Raw genomic sequence first — 18,198 nt, forward strand, 5'->3', positions numbered from 1 at the left:
AATCGTCTTCTAGGTCATAATGGAGTCATAATGAAAAAGCTGATCCCACTGTTGATGTTACTATTTGCAATGCCCTCCTGGGCAGAACGGCAATTTGACATCGAAGTGATCATTTTTAAACGAGCCGTCAATGCGGAAGATATCAATGAGGCATGGCCGAATGTACTTCCTCCAATTGATTATAAAAATGCAGGTAGTCTGAGTTCTCAGGCTTATCTGGCCCGGAAAGGTGTCACACGACTACCACCTGCTTCATACCAGTTGGACAAACAGGAAGAGAATCTGAGAAATCACGCGGGTTTTCAGGTGCTGTTACATACGGCATGGCGTCAGGGTGACGAAGGACAGTCTAATGCACCGGAATTCCATATTCGGGCAGGCATGGATTATTCGTCTCAGTTCCACCCGGATGGTAGCGAAATTACGGCATCAACCACATCTCAGCAGTCTCCGATTGATGGTACGGTCGAACAATCACTACCAAAACCTCTCTATGAACTGGATGGGAAGTTACAGGTTTATGTACAACACTATCTCTACGTTGACGCTCTCTTTGATCTGAAAAAACCTAGCATCCGGGATGTATCCGTCGAAGAAACACCGATTGATTTTTCACAAGATACAACCAATGGAGATGAAAATGTCCAGTTTGGTCATCTTCAGGCTATTTCTCCGACCGTAACGGAAGAACGTTTTCTGAAACCATACCGGCTTAACCAGAAACGCCGAATGCGAAGTGGCGAAACACTCTATTTTGATCACCCGCTGATGGGAATGATTGTGCAAGTCAGAAAAGTTCCGGACAAATAACAAGACATACGGAAAACCTGACATTCTCCAGACGATCTGACAGAGATACAAAGAAAATGCCCGCTTAAGCGGGCATTCTTATATCGGTTATGATTTGGGTCGATATATTGCTTAATGTAATTTTAAATTTGGTCGTAACACTCGGTTAATCCGTCCGACCAGCAGCATAAGTGCAGTTTTAAACATTCCGTGTAATGCCACCTGGTGCATCCGGTAAAGAGAAATATAAACCACACGGGCAATTTTTCCTTCGACCATCATCGAACCTCGGGTCAGGTTCCCCATCAAACTTCCTACGGTGGAAAAACGGCTTAACGAAACCAGAGAGCCATGATCTTTATAAACGTAAGGCTTCATTTCCCGATCATTCAGTTTCGCAACAATATTCCTGAATGTGCGGCTTGCCATTTGGTGTGCAGCCTGAGCACGAGGTGGAACAAATGTCCCGTCAGGTTGTGTACATTGTGCTAAATCCCCAATCACGAAAATGTCCCGATCCCGTGTTGTCTGTAAGGTATTTGTCACCACCAGTTGATTAATACGATTAGTTTCCAAACCAGCAATATCTTTCATAAAGTCAGGAGCTTTAATACCAGCAGCCCATACCATAATCTTGGCTGGTATTTTTTCGCCGTCTTTAGTCGTCAGCCCGTCTTCCTCAACTTTAGTAATCATCGTCGACGTCCGGACAGTCACTCCCAGCTTCGTCAGCTCATGATGTGCGGCAGAAGAAATTCTTGGTGGTAACGCAGGAAGAATACGCTCTCCTGCTTCGATCAGATTCACATTCAATTTATTTGAATCCAGATCGCCGAAACCATAATTACGCAGCTCTTTCACTGCATTATGCAATTCTGCCGAAAGCTCTACGCCGGTCGCTCCGGCACCGACTATCGCAATATCAACTGTTCCCTGACCGTTTTTGGCATGAAGTTTAAGGAATTCATTGTTCATTTCCGTTCTGAACAGATTTGCCTGCTCCGGACTATCCAAAAAGATACAATGCTCTCTCACGCCCGCAGTATTGAAATCGTTAGATTTTGAGCCAATGGCCAATACCAGAATATCGTATTCAACCTCACGACGTGGGATCAACAGCTCACCATGCTCATCTTTCAATTCAGCCAGAGTAATAACCTTTCTTTCCCGATCGATATCTTCCAGGCTTCCCATTTGAAAATCAAAACTGTGGTTTCTCGCGTGAGCCCGGTAACTCAGAGCATCAACGCCATCATCCAGAGAGCCGGTTGCCACTTCATGCAACAACGGTTTCCATAAATGGCTGGCATTTCTGTCCACCAGAGTGATCTGGGCACGACCTTTTCTTCCTAGTGTGTGGCCTAATTTGGTGACAAGCTCTAAACCGCCTGCACCGCCACCAACAACAACAATACGAGTCACAACAAACTATCCTCAAAAATGAATAAACATTGGTATAGCCCGGAACAACAGTTCCGGGCTAGAAAAATAGGACGGGTAAAGAAAGTCGTAGCCACCATCTTTCTACAGAAGCGCTAACACAGATAAAGCATCACTTTACTTCACATAAATCACGGGCAGGTTTACTCCTGCTCTCATTTTATTTTGATTTTTATCAAATTTTGATTGATAAGAGACATTATAAAGAGCAAATCAAGGCATGCAAGCCAAGATTGTCAGAAAAACCAGACTTTCAGAATGGTTTTTCATCTTGCCTGTTTATCTCTTAACCTTATGATAAATATATAATTATTTGTTCTTGAACTGGCTTATAGTCTGAAGATGTTGAGATATCTTCTTGAATTTATGACTTTGTGTCTCATCCCATATAATGTCGTAGTATGTTTCCAGTTCTTCCGCCGTCTTCTGGTTATCCAGAACCTCATCATTTTTTGACAGTACAACCAGGCAATGGTCTTTATTTTTGAGCCGGAACTGAGAAACACATTTTGTTGCAATATCTTCATATTCTTCAGGACGATCGATCTTTCCCTGCATATTGTTTTCCGGATGAAGATTCGGATTAAACAAAACCTGTTTGATCCCACACAAAAAACCAATCCGTTCTGACCAGTAACCACCGAGTCCTACCCCACAGATAACCGGATGCGGATCGTCGCTCAATTCAATCGCTTTATGAACTTCTTTCAGAAGATGCTGCATATCATGTCTGGGATGCAGTGTGCTATAACTGACAAACCGCACATCATCATCGATGAATTGTAATTGCAGTACCTTTTCATGATTCCCCGGGCTGGTTGAATCAAATCCATGTAGATAAATAATCATAACAATATCCTTTGCAACGTACAGGATTAACCTAGCATGAAATACTCAGGTTATACAGAAAACCTGAAATGAAATGGCATGTCACTCCTATCGTTTTCTCTCTTTATTTCTCTAACTGAGAACATTCCGGGCCACCTCTCTGAAATATCCGGTGATACCACCAATATTCCATCTCATTTGACCAGATCTGCAATCAGCCGTTCAATTGCTCTTTTATCCTTTCGGCTTCGGCTATCATCACATCATTTTCCCATAGCTGATAAGCGATCAGATACCACAGCATTGCAAGCATTTTAACTCTGGGCATCCAGGACTTCACCCCGTCAATCCACGCATCAATATCGGTAATATTACGGTGCTGACAATATTGTCCGACAGCAGTAACTAAATTTGTATCCGCCATATAAATCGTCATCGCCAGATCAATTCTCGGGTCAGCCAGAGCTGCATACTCCCAGTCAATTACTTTGACTCCCTGAGCTGTTCTGATCAGATTATGGCTCCCCAGATCAAAATGGCAAAGGGAAATCGGAACTTCAGGAATATTTGGTAATGTACGCCAGATTTTATACAGTGGTTCAACATCCCCCAGTTCAACAGACATCGACTGTAGTTTAAACCAATAATGATCAATGCGAGCAGTGTAGATGAAAGGAATGATAGGAAGTCTGGTGACTGGAAACTGATGAATCTGACTCAATAAACGTGTCATCATCTCAACGTCATTTTCAATCACCCTGACGCCGTCAATCCACTGGACCAGCAACCCATGTTCATTGATATGAAGCGGCTCAGGAGAAATCAGCACAGCTCTCTCTTTTAAGGCTGATAAAATATGGTATTCCTGATGCCGGGAGATTGAAAACGCCTGCGTCACATCAGTGGCAGGACGCCACACAACGGGAGGCTGGCCGGGAAACTCGATTTTCCAACAACGGTTTGTCAAACCACCAGTTAAAGTCTGAGCAACTTCTGGTGTTTCCCGGAAAATATGAGTAAGAGACGTCAGCGAAGGATCTAGCTGACATGCTTCGTACCATGACATACGTGCCATCACTGACGTCCTCAACTCAGCAGGTTAAAAACCTAGGAAGCTCTTTGACTGCTCTTTCCGGATTTCAGTTTCATCAGCCCATTCAATCAGGCCGGAACGCAGATCCATTAAACGCATTGTCATTTTATAATATACATCTTTATCACTGCCTGTATCTTTAACGATACTCGCCAGATTACCGTATAACATATACTGTGCACCGACCATTTTCCCAAACTGAATAGAGCTGCTTTTATCGACTAACGCGTCATTATTCTGGAAATCCAGCTGCTTTTTAACTGCGTCTACGCGCGCCATATCAACAAAACGGAACTTACCTGAATTCAGCATTTTGGTACTGATCGTATCAGTAATCGATTCGGTATCGATATGTTCACTGGTTTTGTTCTTAATACTTTCCACAAAGACAACCGGGCGGGAATTACGGGTAATTGCAGCTACGGAGCCGGACATCATCATACTATCGACCATATCCGCCGCAATTTTCTGCAGATCCGTCGAACCAAAATCAACGGTTTTTGTCTCAACAGCCTGAGCATCCCCATAGGAAACCTGATTTGCACAACCACCCATGAGAGCAGCCAACCCCAACACGAGGATTATACTTTTTTTCATAAAGACTCACCTTGTCACTTATTGATTCAATTCTCTAATCTGTACTCTGAAATTCACTGCTTTCGGAGATACAGACACTTCAGACAACGAGACTTCATCCATACCTCTGATAATGGCTTGTCTCCAGGGGCCTGGCCGGGCATTCACTTCCAGTCCCTGTTCATCGTACCAATAAAAACGGTATTGAATATGTTGATCTGACGATGTTTTATTTTTAACTCTGACCACACCTCGCGTATGATCGTTCACTTCCGCCGTTGAAATATCTTTCACCTCAACTTCAGAAGCCAATACATTGTCACCAAACAAGATCCGTTGATATTCACTATCAACAGTCAATCCGGCGGTATGTGTATTAGTACATCCGACAAACGCAAATACAACAAAACTGAGGAGCCATTTTTTCATCATAACCTTCCCAACTGTTTGTGCCAAATAACGGCATTTTCCCCCTGACGGGAAAGCCATACTAATGTCGTTCCCTGTTCCGGGACACGAAATGAATACGACTGACTGCCAACAGTCAATGTTTGTTCGCCGGCAGATACAATCGTCGTCGCACTAAAAACTGCACCAGGCAACGTAATCCAGCTTCGGGTATCCGGTTGCTCAGTCAAAGTGTTCCACACATTCATAACAATATTTGCGACATCAACATTGTTATTATCATCTTTCGTCGATTCTTTGCGAAGCGCATTCTTTAATGTTAGCCGAAGTATCTGCCGGAAAACGATAGAAGTAATCCTTTCATTCAGCTGTTTCCGGGCCATCATATTCGTATCGACCAATCGATCACCCTCAACCATCATTTCATTGAGGCTGACAGGGAAAGCATTCGACGCATGATAAGCTGGATAATATGGCAGCGCGACAGAATAGAGATTCATTCTTCCATTGCTGTCATATACGGGTAAAGATTGTTCCCATCCCTTCAGTTGGTCAACAATACCCTGTTCCTGAATAATAATAACCCGTCCCTGTTTTTTACCCGGCCGCTGCGGTGCGCCATATTTCTTCCGAAGTAACGTGACATCCTGATTCATGCCTAGCTTCTGAGCACACCGTAATGCACTCCCGGCGACACTGGCATTATCCGGAGCGACAGCAAGCGCCCGCCGATAATCGACATAAGCATCATTGAGATCACCGTTTGCCTCATACAACAACGCCGATAGATAGAACAGATATCCATTTTGGATCGACTGAAGTGTTGTCCCCGAACTGGGGTAATTGGCCAACAGACTACCAACATTCGTATGAACACCTTCGCGCTTCAGCTGGTCCTTCTCTTTTAGTAACTCGTCCTGCCGCTGGTTCCTGGCCTTCTCCTGAACCTGATTAGCCCGTCTCAGTTCAACCAGAGCATCTTCAAGTTGATTATCATAAACATAAGACAAGGCCAGATATAAGTGTAAAAAACCCAACTCATAATCTGCCGGAACATATTCCGTTAAATTGTCATTAGCAACAAGGCTGCCAAAGCTGGCCGCTTCCCGGCTGACGGAGATAATCGCCTCATCCTGCTGCCGTCTGACTGCCTGATCGCTTTGGGCAAGAAACGACTGACTCTTTTGCACATCATGATTGAGAAAATAAACTCTGCCTTTTTCTAAGTTATCCAGAATATCACCACCAATATTGTCAGGAAGCTCATTGCTCGCATCCTGATAGTGGCCTGACCTGACAGCCTGATACATTTTCCGGTTCTGCTCGGAATAATGGCTGAATAGATTTCCGGCAGAGAAATTGGCACATGCACTGGCTCCTAGCGCCATACATATCACAGCAATATGTCGTATCCGTCTTATCACAACGTTCCTATGCCTGTCTGTATTCATATAAATTGTCGAGAATCACTGACCGGGAGCTCATCAGTTCATCAGTTCATCAGTAGCGGCCCCAGAGGCTTCCCTCCCAGAAGGTGCATATGAATATGATAAACTTCCTGCCCGCCATGAGCATTACAATTCACAATAAGCCGGTATCCATCCTGAGCAATGCCTTCCTGCTCCGCCAGCTTTCTTGCAACTGTAAAAAGCCGTCCCAGAGCAACCTCATCGTCAGACTCAATATCATTTACTGTCGGGATCAATTGGTTAGGAATAATCAGAATATGACTCGGCGCTCTCGGATTGATATCCCGGAATGCAGTAACCAACTCATCCTGATAAAGAATGTCGGCCGGAATTTCTTTACGAATAATCTTACTAAAAATAGTTTCTTCAGCCATCTAAAGCCTCTTCTGTATACATTGAACCAACATCTCAGTGTAATTTCTCAACCGAAAAGCAACAGCTATTCTGACTCAGACTCTCTGCTTCAGTTCCTCAGATAAATCACACCTTATGATAATAAATCACAGACAAGCTATAAATCACATGTCTATGCCTTGCACTTTAAATCACCACAGGCTAACTATCCGTGATTCATTTGAAGTACTCACTGTATTTTAAGCACTTTTCATTCCCTAAATACAGAAGAATGTGATTGTTGTGTCGTGTCACAGAGACATTCCCCCGTTTTCAGGACTGACTTATCTCATCTGGTCTGAATTTTAGTTCCGGGTTGATGACAGGTAAAGATAACGTCATATTTCCCCCGAAATACATATTTATCGCTACTTGGTCTTGTTTTTTACCGTATGCACCTTTATATCCTAGTTATACCGCTTGTCTTTTCCCTTTTGATTCCTGCAAGCGAAACATGAGGATAATTTATGACCATTCATGTTGGCATTCTTGATGAAGATCCTGTCCGTCTGGTAACACCGCTGCTTGATCACTGTATCGTGAGCTCTCATACCATACTGATCGGTGATGCCTCACAAAAGACAATTTATTTTCGTTTACATAACGTATTAAAACAGCATGGCATCAGTAGTGAGTTTTACGAAATCCCGTCAGGCTCGAATGTCACATTAATTAAACGAGCCATTTATCAGTTGGCACAAAACCTGAAAAGCCGGGCTCAGGATATCCAGCTCAATGCAAGTTGCGGTCTCCGTCACCGGCTTCTCTCGGTCTACGAAGTTTTCAGGACATTCCAGTGGCCAATCTTTGTTGTCGAACCCAATTCTGATTGCCTGTGCTGGCTGTATCCGGATGACTGCAAAGATACTCAGGTTCAGGATCGCATCACCATCTCAGATTATTTGACTATCTTTGGTGCCCGGGGAGAATTTGTCGAACAGGATATTCCACCGGAACTGGATATGAAACTCTGTCAAATTGGAGAGTCCTGGGCAAGCAATGCCCTTGAACTTGGCCCGGGGCTGGCAACCCTGAATTATCTGGCAACAACGTGTAGGAAAGAACAGCGCCTCGACGTCGAATTATCGGAGAAACAACAAGGCTATAAAGAGCTTAATCTTCTGATTCAGGATCTGGTAAATGCGCAGATTGCGACCTATACAAATGGCATACTTACATTCGCTGACGAAGACGCCAGACGTTTTGCTAATGGAGAATGGCTAGAAACACTAGTACACAGTACAGTCAGAAAAATTCAGCATCATATGCCAACCATTCAGGATCGCTCTCTGAATGTTCAGGTCTACCGACAATTGGGCGAACGTGAAGTGAGAAATGAGCTGGATGTCGCAACTGTTGTAAATAACAAACTACACATCATTGAATGCAAGACCAAAGGGATGAGAGATGACGGTGACGATACACTATACAAACTAGAATCTCTGAGAGACTTACTGGGTGGCCTTCAGGCAAGGGCCATGCTTGTCAGTTTCCGCCCGCTTCGGCAAAACGATATCACCCGTGCACAAGATTTGGGGCTGGCATTGATCGGACCGGAAGAGCTAAAAGCTCTGGAAACACATTTATCAAATTGGTTTGCTCAGGCCGGAGGTCGGGAAAATCTTTCTTAGCCAAACAGAAAAAAGGGCCAACGGCCCTTTTTTAAAAACAATGTTCATCTGACTAAATCGATCAACAATCATCTTCCGTAAAGCTTGTCGGTAAGGAACGCTTCATCTCATTCCAGATTTGCCGACTTTCGACGCCATACTGGCGAATACAGGCAGAAAGATGTTCCAGCTTATCGCTTCCATTCGAGCAGATAGACAGTAGGTCTTTATAGAATTCCAGAGCCAGAACCCGCGCTTTCGGGTTAGAAAAATAGTAGCTTCCGACTCGATCATATAGTTTTTTCAGGCCGTTAAAAATCAGACCATAAATCTGATTTCCTGAGTGAAAAGCCAAACGCTGAAACAACATGTAATCGTAAAAATTAAAAGTTTTGGCGAGAAGTTTCTGCTCACGAGCTTCTTTATCCCCTTCTCCATCATCTTTCACACTCTGTAAAATTTTATCAGAGTAAGGAGAGTCAGCAATAAACTGTTCCCATGAGTCTGCATCCAGCAATGCTTCACATGAGCCGATCACCCGCTTAATCGTTTTCTCGGACTGAGTCTGATTTAATCGAAACGCATAACGCATGAAAATCGGGCTGATGTTGGTCCTTGCCGCAAGCAAATCTTCAACTATACTCGTTGCATTTTCAGCATCTAACGTCATCAAAGTATCGAGGATGTGTAGCCCGGAGGTTTCCATGAACTGATTGACTTTTGTCGGCTTACCATGCTGTATAGTCAGCCAGCCATCCCGAGCCAGACGTTGCAGTACTTCTCGCAGCGTCGTTCTGGTAACACCGATCAGTTCAGACAGTTCTCTTTCGGCAGGAAGAATTGATCCCGGAGCAAACCGCCCATTCCAGATACTTTCAATAATATACTTTTCTGCAAAGCCTGCTGGGCTTTTCGCCTTAATGACCATTCAATACTTTTCCAGTTTTGTTTATCTACAAAGTCAAGTGGCATTCATCATATCACCAGTTAGTACGGTGCGGAAATGCCGGATATTCAACTTGCCACACAGGCCAAATCGTCGTTTCAATGTACAATAAGTATCTTATGTGCTTTTTGATTTAGCTTAAGATTACCATTCTGAAACTTTAATAAAATATAAAGGAAATTTAATACGATGGACAGGTGGAAAACATAAAAAATTTCATAATAAACTTACAGATATGTCATATTATTTCACATCACTGGTATTGATAGGTTTGTTGGTAAAAATATGGTCTCCAACATAATTTCCAAAGATGTGAAGTCGCAATGGTTTTTTATACAAAATGGTTATATTTTGAGATATTTTTATGTAAAAAATTTAAAGGAACTCTCACTAAGAACTTATTGTATTTCATGAAATAATTAACCTAATGTAGAGTCTCAGCAAAACAACCATGTCTATGCATTAATCAGGGAGTAACATTCATTGTGCACGGCTAATGAGCAATGAACAGTTACTAGGATGTATGTAATTTTGAATGGATATCTTTCGTATATTGTTGCGAAAAAGAAATTGATGAACATCAATGTCTGTTCATAACAACTATAGAGTGATCTATCATGCCGATTTCGTTAGGAAACGCGTTTATTAAAAATTTCCTGGGTAAGTCGCCGGACTGGTACAAGCTGGCGATTATTTCTTTTCTTATTGTGAATCCAATCGTCTTTTTTACGATTAATCCCTTTGCTGCGGGTTGGTTACTCGTGGTCGAATTCATATTCACACTTGCGATGGCTCTGAAATGTTACCCTCTTCAACCTGGTGGATTATTAGCAATTGAAGCGATTGCCATAGGCATGACAAGCCCGGAGCAAGTCAAGCATGAATTAGTTGCCAATATAGAAGTATTGCTACTACTGATGTTCATGGTAGCCGGTATCTACTTCATGAAGCAGTTGCTTCTATTCATCTTTACCAAAATTCTTTTAGAAATACGCTCTAAAATCAAACTAGCTCTGGCATTTTGTATTGCAGCTGCATTCCTTTCAGCATTCCTCGACGCTCTGACGGTCATTGCCGTAATCATCAGTGTTGCCGTCGGATTTTATGCTATCTATCATAAAGTTGCTTCCGGACAGGGTGACCATACCCAAGACGAACATTTATCCGATCTGACCAGAGAAGATCTGGAAAACTACCGTGCCTTTCTCCGTTCTTTACTCATGCATGCCGGTGTAGGAACTGCACTTGGTGGAGTGATGACAATGGTCGGTGAGCCACAAAACCTGATTATTGCCGATCAGGCTGGATGGCATTTTGGGGAGTTTCTGATCCGTATGTCTCCGATAACCGTGCCTGTGTTCATCTGTGGCATACTCACCTGTATCATCGTCGAAAGACTGAAACTCTTTGGTTATGGTGTTCAGCTTCCGGAACATGTACGGCAAATTCTGCTTGATTACGATCAGACCCAGAGCCAAAGCAGGACAAACCTTGATGTTGCCAAACTATGGGTTCAGGGGTTGATTGCCGTATGGTTGATTGTCGGGTTGGCACTTCACCTTGCATCGGTGGGGCTTATCGGACTTTCCGTCATCATTCTGGCGACAACATTCAGTGGTATCACCGAAGAACACGCACTTGGAAAAGCATTTGAAGAAGCCCTTCCATTTACAGCCTTACTTGCTGTGTTCTTCTCTATTGTAGCGGTTATCATCGATCAGCAATTGTTTAAACCTGCCATTGATGCTGTCCTACATCTGGAAAATGCAGATCTGCAACTGGCGATGTTCTATGTTGCCAATGGATTACTTTCCATGGTTTCGGATAATGTGTTTGTCGGTACGGTCTACATCAACGAAGTTAAGACAGCACTGGCTGAAGGAATCATTTCACGTGATCAGTTTGATCTGTTAGCTGTTGCGATTAATACCGGTACCAACTTACCTTCAGTCGCAACGCCAAACGGACAAGCTGCATTTCTGTTCCTGCTTACATCCGCACTGGCGCCATTAATCCGCCTTTCCTACGGACGAATGGTATTAATGGCACTACCGTATACTGTTGTCTTAACACTGGTTGGCTTGTTTGGTATTATTTTCTTCCTTGACCCCGCGACTGCAAATTATTATGACCTGGGCTGGTTGTCACACCATATCCCGGAAGCATTAAAACATGCATCCACATCAATTGGTCACTAATAATCTATTGAGTCCAAAACAGTTTCGCGTTAAAAAGCTCTGTAGAACAGAGCTTTTTACTTTATAAGGATATCCCATTGTGATTTTTGCCAAACTTAATCAGTTCTCTCAATCCAGGACATCCTGGATCCTGCTGTTACTATCCATTCTGTTTTTTGAGATGTGCGCTCTCTTTTTCCAGCATGTCCTTATACTGGCACCCTGTGTTATGTGCATTTATGAAAGGGTCGCGATGATGGGTATCGGAGGCTCGGCAATTTTGGGACTCATTGCTCCCCGCGTCACTGCATTCCGCTGGCTGGGTCTGATTTCCTGGGGATATACGTCATACTCTGGGTTACTACTTGCCCGCCAGCATGTCGAATACCAGTTTCATCCATCACCTTTTGCAACCTGTGACGCCTTTGTGCAATTTCCACAATGGGCACCACTGAATCAATGGATGCCCTGGATGTTTGAAGCATATGGTGACTGTAGCAAGATCGTTTGGCAGTTTTTAACATTATCAATGCCACAATGGTTGGTGATTATCTTTGCGATAAACCTGGCTGCTGCTTTTATTTTCTGTATCTCCCAATTCTTCAAACCCAAAAAACGGAATTTATTTTAAGAAAATGATTCTGAAAAAAGTAAAGGGAGACTTAGTCTCCCTTTACTGTAAATTATCTCTCCAGACGCTCTACTCTCTGATTGGTGGTGGAGCCAGAACTTCCCTATTCCCATTATGACCGGGAGCGCTAACAATACCCTGAGCTTCCAACTGCTCTACAATTCTGGCAGCCCGGTTGTACCCAATCTTAAAGCGGCGCTGAACCCCGGAAACTGAGCCCCGCCGGGTTTCAACAATGTGTTCTACAACCTGATCAAACAAAGGGTCGATGTCCTCGTCATCTTCCATTTGTTCACCCGGAAGTAATGCCTCAGGTCCCTGATCCCCATTGGTAATCTCCGAGATATAGTTTGGTTTTCCTCTGGCCTTCCAGTTATTGACAACAGCATGCACATCATCATCAGAAGCAAACGCACCATGAACCCGAATTGTGTGGCTGGAGCCCGGAGGCAGATAAAGCATATCTCCCATACCTAACAGAGATTCTGCACCGCCCTGATCCAGAATCGTCCGTGAATCAGTTTTCGTTGAAACCGTAAATGCAACACGAGTCGGAATATTGGCTTTAATCAAACCGGTAATCACATCGACAGAAGGACGCTGAGTCGCCAGAATCAGATGAATCCCGGCAGCCCTTGCTTTCTGAGCTAAGCGAGCGATTAGCTCTTCCACCTTCTTCCCGACAACCATCATCAAATCGGCAAATTCATCCACAATGACCACAATGAATGGTAATTTTTCTAACAATGGCGGTGTCTCATCCATACTGTCGCCATCTTTCCAGAGTGGATCGTGAATAGGATGTCCGGCCTTTGCAGCCATATCCAGCTTTTCATTAAATCCTTTAATATTCCGGACCCCTAAAACAGACATCAGTTTGTACCGACGCTCCATTTCAGCCACACACCAACGCAGTGCATTGGAAGCATCCTTCATATCAGTCACAACCTCTGATAGTAGATGAGGAATACCTTCATATACTGAAAGCTCCAGCATCTTCGGGTCAATCATGATAAATCTGACCTCTTCCGGTGTCGCTTTATACAGCATACTTAAGATCATCACATTGACACCGACGGACTTCCCGGAACCTGTCGTACCGGCAACGAGTACGTGGGGCATTTTCGCTAAATCTGCAATCACCGCTTCACCAGCAATATCCTGACCCAGAACGACTGTCGTCGGAGATTTCGATCTTTTAAACCTCTCACTGCTGACAACATCTGACAGATAAACTGTCTGGCGACTGAGGTTCGGCAACTCCAGACCAACATAAGGCTTACCCGGAATCACCTCAACAACTCTGACTGCAGCCGCAGATAAGGAACGAGCCAAATCGGTAGATAATCCGGAAATCCGGCTGACTTTCACTCCGGGGGCCAAATCGAGTTCAAACCGAGTAATCACAGGGCCGGGATAAATTCCCACAACACTTGCCTGAATCTTATAGTCCGATAATTTTGCCTCAACCAGCCGAGCCACTTCAGCCAACATCTCCTGATCGATAAAATTTTCTCTTTTCTCGGGGTGATAAAGTAGCTCCAGAGTCGGTAATGGCTCTGTCGGTGTCGGGAGATCCACGCGATGTTGCACAAGAAAAGGATTCTGTTTTGCTACTTCGGTTTTCTTCGCCTCTGCGACCAAATTCTGAAAAGCAACAACATCCTGATCAGACTCATCTTCTATATCGGACTCGTCAGGTTCTTCATCCAACAGATTCAGATCAGAAATTGTTGGTTCACTGTCACTAATTTCAACATCAAAGGATTCAAATGAGTGACTATACGACTCAGCAACATCCGCGTCTTCCTGCATTGAACCATCATCAAGGTTCTCTTCGGCAAAATCATCAGCTTGTTGCGCAACCTTATCCAGCTCTTCTATTGTGGCAGAAAACTGTTTATTCCGTTCAGGTTGGAAACCCTCTTCTTCTGCTACAGAATTCTGGGAATAATCTTTTACCACCTCTTGATCATTCTGAGGCATGTGAATATTAAACCGACGGGATGGCTCATCAGGAGTGAAATCCTCAACTAGCTGAGATGTCCTACCCATTTCATCGTGTTCACTCGCCGGCTCCGAAGTTGGCAGACGTTTTTGTATTTCGTTTTCAAGTAAGGCTGCAGATGATTCAGTCTCCGGAGAGAGAACGACATCCTGGGCATCTTTACGAAACAGAGCCATCATCCTTTGGATTAACTTAATTGCACGATCACCGACCCACTCAACAATCGTCAGCCATGAAATACCCGTCAAAAGAGTAAAACCAGCTCCCCAGAGAAACAGGAAAATCAATGTACTTCCCAGTACATTAAATGTAGGCAGCGCCAGACTACTCAGGACATCACCAACGACACCACCAGAAGAGAAATACCACAGATCATCGAAATTAATATTGGCCAGGCCACAACTCGTCAATAACAGCATGACAAAACCAAGTAATCGCGTTCCCCAAAGCATAAAATCGAAAGGCTCGGCTTCATCGCGGCTCCGGAGAATTCCCCAAGCCATCAGGATAATAACAAGAGGTAATGGGTACGCCAGTGAACCAAAAATAAAGAAAAGTGTATCGGCAATCCAGGCACCGATATATCCTCCGGCGTTATGTAACTCTCCTCCCCAAGCCGTTTGAGACCAGGATGGATCAGCAGGGCTGAACGTAAATAGTGCGACGGAGAAGAAAACGGACAGGAGGACAGCCAAAATCAAAACACTTTCTTTCAGCCTCTGAACACCATTTAAACGAGAAGAAGGAGTTACTTCTGCTCTGGTTTTGATAATGGTTTCGACTTTACTTTTGTTCTCTTTGAACATAACCAACTTTTTGCCTAAACCTCACATCAAGCATCATACTCAACATGAATGAAAATAAAAACAGCCCGAGCGGCCTGGGCCGCTCGGTTTATTTTGTGATTTAACCATAACACCAGTCAAAACCCAATCAACTTAAGTCAGAATACGGAAAGATATTCGAGACTTTCCTTCCGGTTAACGTGTTTTGATAACCAACTGATTGGTTTGTTTCACTTCTTCCATTACAACATAGGTTCGGGTATCGTTCACTCCAGGTAAACGCAACAGCGTATCCCCCAGAAGCTTACGATAAGCCCCCATATCCGATACCCTTGTTTTCAGCAGATAATCGAAATCACCTGAAACAAGATGACACTCCTGGATATCATCCAGCTTCTGTACCGCCGTATTAAATTGCTCAAATACATCCGGAGCACCACGATTCAATGTAATCTCAACAAATACCAGTAACGATGCATCCAGATACTGCGGATTCAGCAGCGCAGTGTACCCGGTAATATAGTTCTGACGCTCAAGTCGTCTCACACGCTCCAGACAGGGCGTTGGAGACAATCCAACACGTTTGGATAATTCCACATTTGAAATCCGGCCATCTTTCTGCAACTCATTCAAAATGTTGCGATCGATCCGGTCTAAATCCTTGGACGGCTTTTTATAGTTGTCTGCCATGTTCATTCCACCTTGTTACTTCCTTGCAAAACATACAACAATTTTTTAACACAAAATATCTCAAGTTACAGGACTATCACTATACTAGTCATATATTCGATATATTATACAAACACCCAGTGAATACAACCAAATACAAACGAGGGTTCAGGATGATTATTGGTATCCCTAAAGAAATCAAAAACCATGAATACCGTGTAGGCATGATTCCATCTAGTGTGAGAGAAGCAATCTCTCAAGGCCACCAAGTCTATGTTGAAACCAACGCCGGTACAGGTATTGGTTTCTCTGACGATGATTACATCGCCGTAGGCGCATCCATTCTTCCTACTGCTGACGATATATTTGCGAAAGCAGAAATGATTGTAAAGGTCAAAGAACCTCTGAACGTCGAACGTAAAAAACTACGTAAAGGGCAAATATTATTTACTTATTTACACCTTGCACCAAATTTTCCACAAACTGACGAGCTAATCAAGAGTAAAGCTATCTGTATTGCCTATGAAACAGTAAAAGATTCTTTGGGTCATTTACCACTTCTGGCACCAATGTCTGAAATTGCAGGCCGAATGTCTATCCAGGCAGGCGCGCAATCCCTTGAAAAATCACATGGTGGACAAGGTATTCTCCTTAGTGGTGTCCCCGGTGTTGCCCCCGCAAAAGTTGTTATTCTCGGTGGCGGTGTTGTTGGAGCAAATGCAGCCAGAATGGCGGTTGGTCTCAGGGCCGATGTCACTGTCATGGATAAAAACATTGAAACACTCCGTTTACTGGATAGCGAATTCCGTGGAAGTATCAAACTTGTTTACGCAAATGACGCATCCATCGAGCAGTTTCTATCAGATGCCGATCTAATCATTGGTGCCGTTCTTGTCCCCGGAGCCACCACACCTAAACTCATCAACAAACAACATCTGGCAATAATGAAACCGGGCTCAGTCATTGTCGATGTCGCTATCGACCAAGGCGGATGCGTCGAAACATCCCGGCCAACAACACATGACGCCCCCACGTTTGTCATTGATGATATTGTCCACTATTGTGTGGCCAACATGCCGGGAGCGGTTGCAAAAACAGCGACGTACGCTCTCAACAATGCCACGCTACCTTATATTCTGAAAATTGCCAGTCTGGGCGTAAAAAAAGCACTCCTGAATGATAAAGGACTAAGAAACGGCCTGAATGTTATTCATGGTTATGTAACCTGCAAGGAAGTCGCAGACAGCCTGGACCTACTCTATACAGATCCGGTAGAGGCACTGCAACATCTGACACTCTAAAAATACTGAACCGGGTTAACGAACGGGTAGATGAATATCCTTAAACATCTCATCGATTTCCTGATTTGATTTTAGCGAAATCGCCTGTTCCACAACGGGCCGGGTCAGGTGTGGAGCAAAACGTTCCATAAAGTCAAACATATAAGAACGCAGGAATGTCCCCCGCCGGAAACCAATACTGGTTGTACTCGATCCAAAAATATGGCTGGCGTCAATTGCCACTAAGTCAGCATCACGAACTTGATCGACAGCCATACTGGCAATAACACCAACCCCCATTCCAATACGGACATAGGTTTTGATCACATCAGCATCAGTCGCTGTAAAGACGACCCTGGGGCTTAATCCTACCCGGTTGAATGCCATATCCAGTTCAGAACGGCCGGTAAAGCCAAAAACATAAGTCACCAGAGGATAAGTCGCCAGCTCTTCAATTGTCACTTTGTCCCGTTGGGCTAAAGGATGCCCTTTGGGAACTACAATGGAACGATTCCAGTGATAACACGGCAACATAATTGCATCCTGATACAGATGCAATGCCTCTGTCGCTATAGCAAAATTGGCAACACCCTTTGCAATAGCTTCAGACATCTGGCTGGGAGTTCCCTGATGCATATGCAGTGACACTTTAGGATATCTGGCTGTAAACCCTTTAATCACATCCGGCAGAGCATAACGTGCCTGTGTATGTGTCGTTGAAATGTTAAGCGTACCCATTTCCGGATGAGTATGTTCGCTGGCGACAGCTTTAATACTTTCAACCCGGGAAAGGATTTCTTGTGAGATTTTGACAATATCTTCTCCGGCAGAAGTCACCTGTGTCAGATGTTTTCCACTCCGTTCAAATATCTGAATCCCAAGCTCATCTTCAAGTAAACGTACCTGTTTACTGATTCCCGGTTGAGATGTGTACAAACTTTCGGCAGTAGCTGAAACATTCAGATTATGGTTCACTACCTCTACAATGTATTTTAACTGCTGTAGCTTCATGTCAACCCCGTTATCCCTGCAGCAAATTAGAAACTTAGTCATTTTATATAATCATTAGTTATAATGCTTAATGAGGGGAATTCAT

At 43.8% G+C, this 18,198-nt stretch carries 16 protein-coding genes; 5 read left to right on the forward strand and 11 right to left on the reverse strand.

Annotated elements, in window-relative coordinates:
* Positions 1 to 30 precede the first annotated feature (30 nt).
* Positions 31 to 810, forward strand: a complete 780-nt coding sequence (locus OCU74_RS09785; protein WP_087479550.1) for a peptidoglycan binding protein CsiV — start codon at positions 31 to 33, stop codon at positions 808 to 810.
* A 111-nt stretch (positions 811 to 921) separates the two neighbouring features.
* Here OCU74_RS09785 and OCU74_RS09790 read toward each other — a convergent pair whose 3' ends face one another.
* The 7 genes from OCU74_RS09790 to hinT form a co-directional block, all read right to left on the reverse strand.
* Positions 922 to 2,211 (reverse strand): NAD(P)/FAD-dependent oxidoreductase, encoded by a 1,290-nt coding sequence (locus OCU74_RS09790; protein ID WP_087479551.1) that lies wholly within the window; start codon positions 2,209 to 2,211, stop codon positions 922 to 924.
* A gap of 327 nt (positions 2,212 to 2,538) precedes the next feature.
* Positions 2,539 to 3,078, reverse strand: a complete 540-nt coding sequence (gene ycfP, locus OCU74_RS09795) for an alpha/beta hydrolase YcfP (protein ID WP_087479552.1) — start codon at positions 3,076 to 3,078, stop codon at positions 2,539 to 2,541.
* Positions 3,079 to 3,271: 193 nt separating this feature from the next.
* Positions 3,272 to 4,132: a phosphotransferase gene (locus OCU74_RS09800; RefSeq protein ID WP_087479553.1), complete on the reverse strand. Its 861-nt coding sequence runs from the start codon at positions 4,130 to 4,132 to the stop codon at positions 3,272 to 3,274.
* Between the two features lie 24 nt (positions 4,133 to 4,156).
* Positions 4,157 to 4,747 carry a penicillin-binding protein activator LpoB gene (gene lpoB, locus OCU74_RS09805; protein ID WP_087479554.1) on the reverse strand — a complete coding sequence of 197 codons (591 nt, stop codon included), beginning with the start codon at positions 4,745 to 4,747 and terminating at the stop codon, positions 4,157 to 4,159.
* Between the two features lie 18 nt (positions 4,748 to 4,765).
* Positions 4,766 to 5,155: a YcfL family protein gene (locus OCU74_RS09810; RefSeq protein ID WP_087479555.1), complete on the reverse strand. Its 390-nt coding sequence runs from the start codon at positions 5,153 to 5,155 to the stop codon at positions 4,766 to 4,768.
* The gene (locus tag OCU74_RS09815; RefSeq protein ID WP_390623627.1) at positions 5,155 to 6,585 is read right to left on the reverse strand and encodes a COG3014 family protein; all 1,431 of its coding nucleotides are present in this window, start codon (positions 6,583 to 6,585) and stop codon (positions 5,155 to 5,157) included. The genes OCU74_RS09810 and OCU74_RS09815 overlap by 1 nt, the downstream gene beginning before the upstream one ends.
* Positions 6,586 to 6,626: 41 nt before the next feature.
* A complete protein-coding gene (gene hinT / locus OCU74_RS09820; RefSeq protein ID WP_087479557.1) occupies positions 6,627 to 6,977 on the reverse strand; it encodes a purine nucleoside phosphoramidase in 351 nt (116 codons plus the stop codon).
* Positions 6,978 to 7,463: 486 nt separating this feature from the next.
* On the opposite strand from hinT, the gene OCU74_RS09825 reads away from it, so the two are divergent.
* The gene (locus tag OCU74_RS09825; protein WP_087479558.1) at positions 7,464 to 8,627 is read left to right on the forward strand and encodes a DUF1887 family protein; all 1,164 of its coding nucleotides are present in this window, start codon (positions 7,464 to 7,466) and stop codon (positions 8,625 to 8,627) included.
* A 61-nt stretch (positions 8,628 to 8,688) separates the two neighbouring features.
* Here OCU74_RS09825 and fadR read toward each other — a convergent pair whose 3' ends face one another.
* Complete coding sequence (gene fadR / locus OCU74_RS09830) at positions 8,689 to 9,534, reverse strand: fatty acid metabolism transcriptional regulator FadR (RefSeq protein WP_087479559.1); 846 nt, start codon at positions 9,532 to 9,534, stop codon at positions 8,689 to 8,691.
* Between the two features lie 635 nt (positions 9,535 to 10,169).
* Here fadR and nhaB point away from each other — a divergent pair.
* Together nhaB and dsbB are read left to right on the forward strand one after the other, a co-directional pair.
* Entirely contained in the window at positions 10,170 to 11,750 is a 1,581-nt protein-coding gene (gene nhaB, locus OCU74_RS09835) for a Na(+)/H(+) antiporter NhaB (RefSeq protein ID WP_087479560.1), read from the forward strand.
* Positions 11,751 to 11,826: 76 nt separating this feature from the next.
* A complete protein-coding gene (gene dsbB / locus OCU74_RS09840; protein ID WP_087479561.1) occupies positions 11,827 to 12,360 on the forward strand; it encodes a disulfide bond formation protein DsbB in 534 nt (177 codons plus the stop codon).
* 69 nt (positions 12,361 to 12,429) lie between these two features.
* Here dsbB and OCU74_RS09845 read toward each other — a convergent pair whose 3' ends face one another.
* Together OCU74_RS09845 and lrp are read right to left on the reverse strand one after the other, a co-directional pair.
* Positions 12,430 to 15,174: a DNA translocase FtsK gene (locus OCU74_RS09845; RefSeq protein ID WP_087479562.1), complete on the reverse strand. Its 2,745-nt coding sequence runs from the start codon at positions 15,172 to 15,174 to the stop codon at positions 12,430 to 12,432.
* Between the two features lie 174 nt (positions 15,175 to 15,348).
* Complete coding sequence (lrp, locus tag OCU74_RS09850; RefSeq protein ID WP_087480101.1) at positions 15,349 to 15,843, reverse strand: leucine-responsive transcriptional regulator Lrp; 495 nt, start codon at positions 15,841 to 15,843, stop codon at positions 15,349 to 15,351.
* Between the two features lie 152 nt (positions 15,844 to 15,995).
* On the opposite strand from lrp, the gene ald reads away from it, so the two are divergent.
* Entirely contained in the window at positions 15,996 to 17,123 is a 1,128-nt protein-coding gene (gene ald / locus OCU74_RS09855; protein ID WP_087479563.1) for an alanine dehydrogenase, read from the forward strand.
* Between the two features lie 15 nt (positions 17,124 to 17,138).
* On the opposite strand, the gene cysB is transcribed toward ald, so the two are convergent.
* The gene (gene cysB, locus OCU74_RS09860; protein ID WP_087479564.1) at positions 17,139 to 18,113 is read right to left on the reverse strand and encodes an HTH-type transcriptional regulator CysB; all 975 of its coding nucleotides are present in this window, start codon (positions 18,111 to 18,113) and stop codon (positions 17,139 to 17,141) included.
* Positions 18,114 to 18,198 lie beyond the last annotated feature (85 nt).

Origin of the sequence: Vibrio mangrovi, from assembly GCF_024346955.1 — a bacterium.
GTDB classification, from domain to species: Bacteria; Pseudomonadota; Gammaproteobacteria; order Enterobacterales; family Vibrionaceae; genus Vibrio; species Vibrio mangrovi.

What these genes read in the sequence shown, in the direction of transcription:
- nhaB (WP_087479560.1), top strand. Translation starts at nt 10,170, where the DNA reads ATGCCGATTTCGTTAGGAAACGCGTTTATTAAAAATTTCCTGGGTAAG.
- cysB (WP_087479564.1), bottom strand. Translation starts at nt 18,113, where the DNA reads ATGAAGCTACAGCAGTTAAAATACATTGTAGAGGTAGTGAACCATAAT.
- ald (WP_087479563.1), top strand. Translation starts at nt 15,996, where the DNA reads ATGATTATTGGTATCCCTAAAGAAATCAAAAACCATGAATACCGTGTA.
- OCU74_RS09825 (WP_087479558.1), top strand. Translation starts at nt 7,464, where the DNA reads ATGACCATTCATGTTGGCATTCTTGATGAAGATCCTGTCCGTCTGGTA.
- OCU74_RS09810 (WP_087479555.1), bottom strand. Translation starts at nt 5,155, where the DNA reads ATGAAAAAATGGCTCCTCAGTTTTGTTGTATTTGCGTTTGTCGGATGT.
- OCU74_RS09815 (WP_390623627.1), bottom strand. Translation starts at nt 6,585, where the DNA reads ATGAATACAGACAGGCATAGGAACGTTGTGATAAGACGGATACGACAT.
- OCU74_RS09800 (WP_087479553.1), bottom strand. Translation starts at nt 4,132, where the DNA reads ATGGCACGTATGTCATGGTACGAAGCATGTCAGCTAGATCCTTCGCTG.
- hinT (WP_087479557.1), bottom strand. Translation starts at nt 6,977, where the DNA reads ATGGCTGAAGAAACTATTTTTAGTAAGATTATTCGTAAAGAAATTCCG.
- lrp (WP_087480101.1), bottom strand. Translation starts at nt 15,843, where the DNA reads ATGGCAGACAACTATAAAAAGCCGTCCAAGGATTTAGACCGGATCGAT.
- lpoB (WP_087479554.1), bottom strand. Translation starts at nt 4,747, where the DNA reads ATGAAAAAAAGTATAATCCTCGTGTTGGGGTTGGCTGCTCTCATGGGT.
- OCU74_RS09785 (WP_087479550.1), top strand. Translation starts at nt 31, where the DNA reads ATGAAAAAGCTGATCCCACTGTTGATGTTACTATTTGCAATGCCCTCC.
- OCU74_RS09845 (WP_087479562.1), bottom strand. Translation starts at nt 15,174, where the DNA reads ATGTTCAAAGAGAACAAAAGTAAAGTCGAAACCATTATCAAAACCAGA.
- ycfP (WP_087479552.1), bottom strand. Translation starts at nt 3,078, where the DNA reads ATGATTATTTATCTACATGGATTTGATTCAACCAGCCCGGGGAATCAT.
- fadR (WP_087479559.1), bottom strand. Translation starts at nt 9,534, where the DNA reads ATGGTCATTAAGGCGAAAAGCCCAGCAGGCTTTGCAGAAAAGTATATT.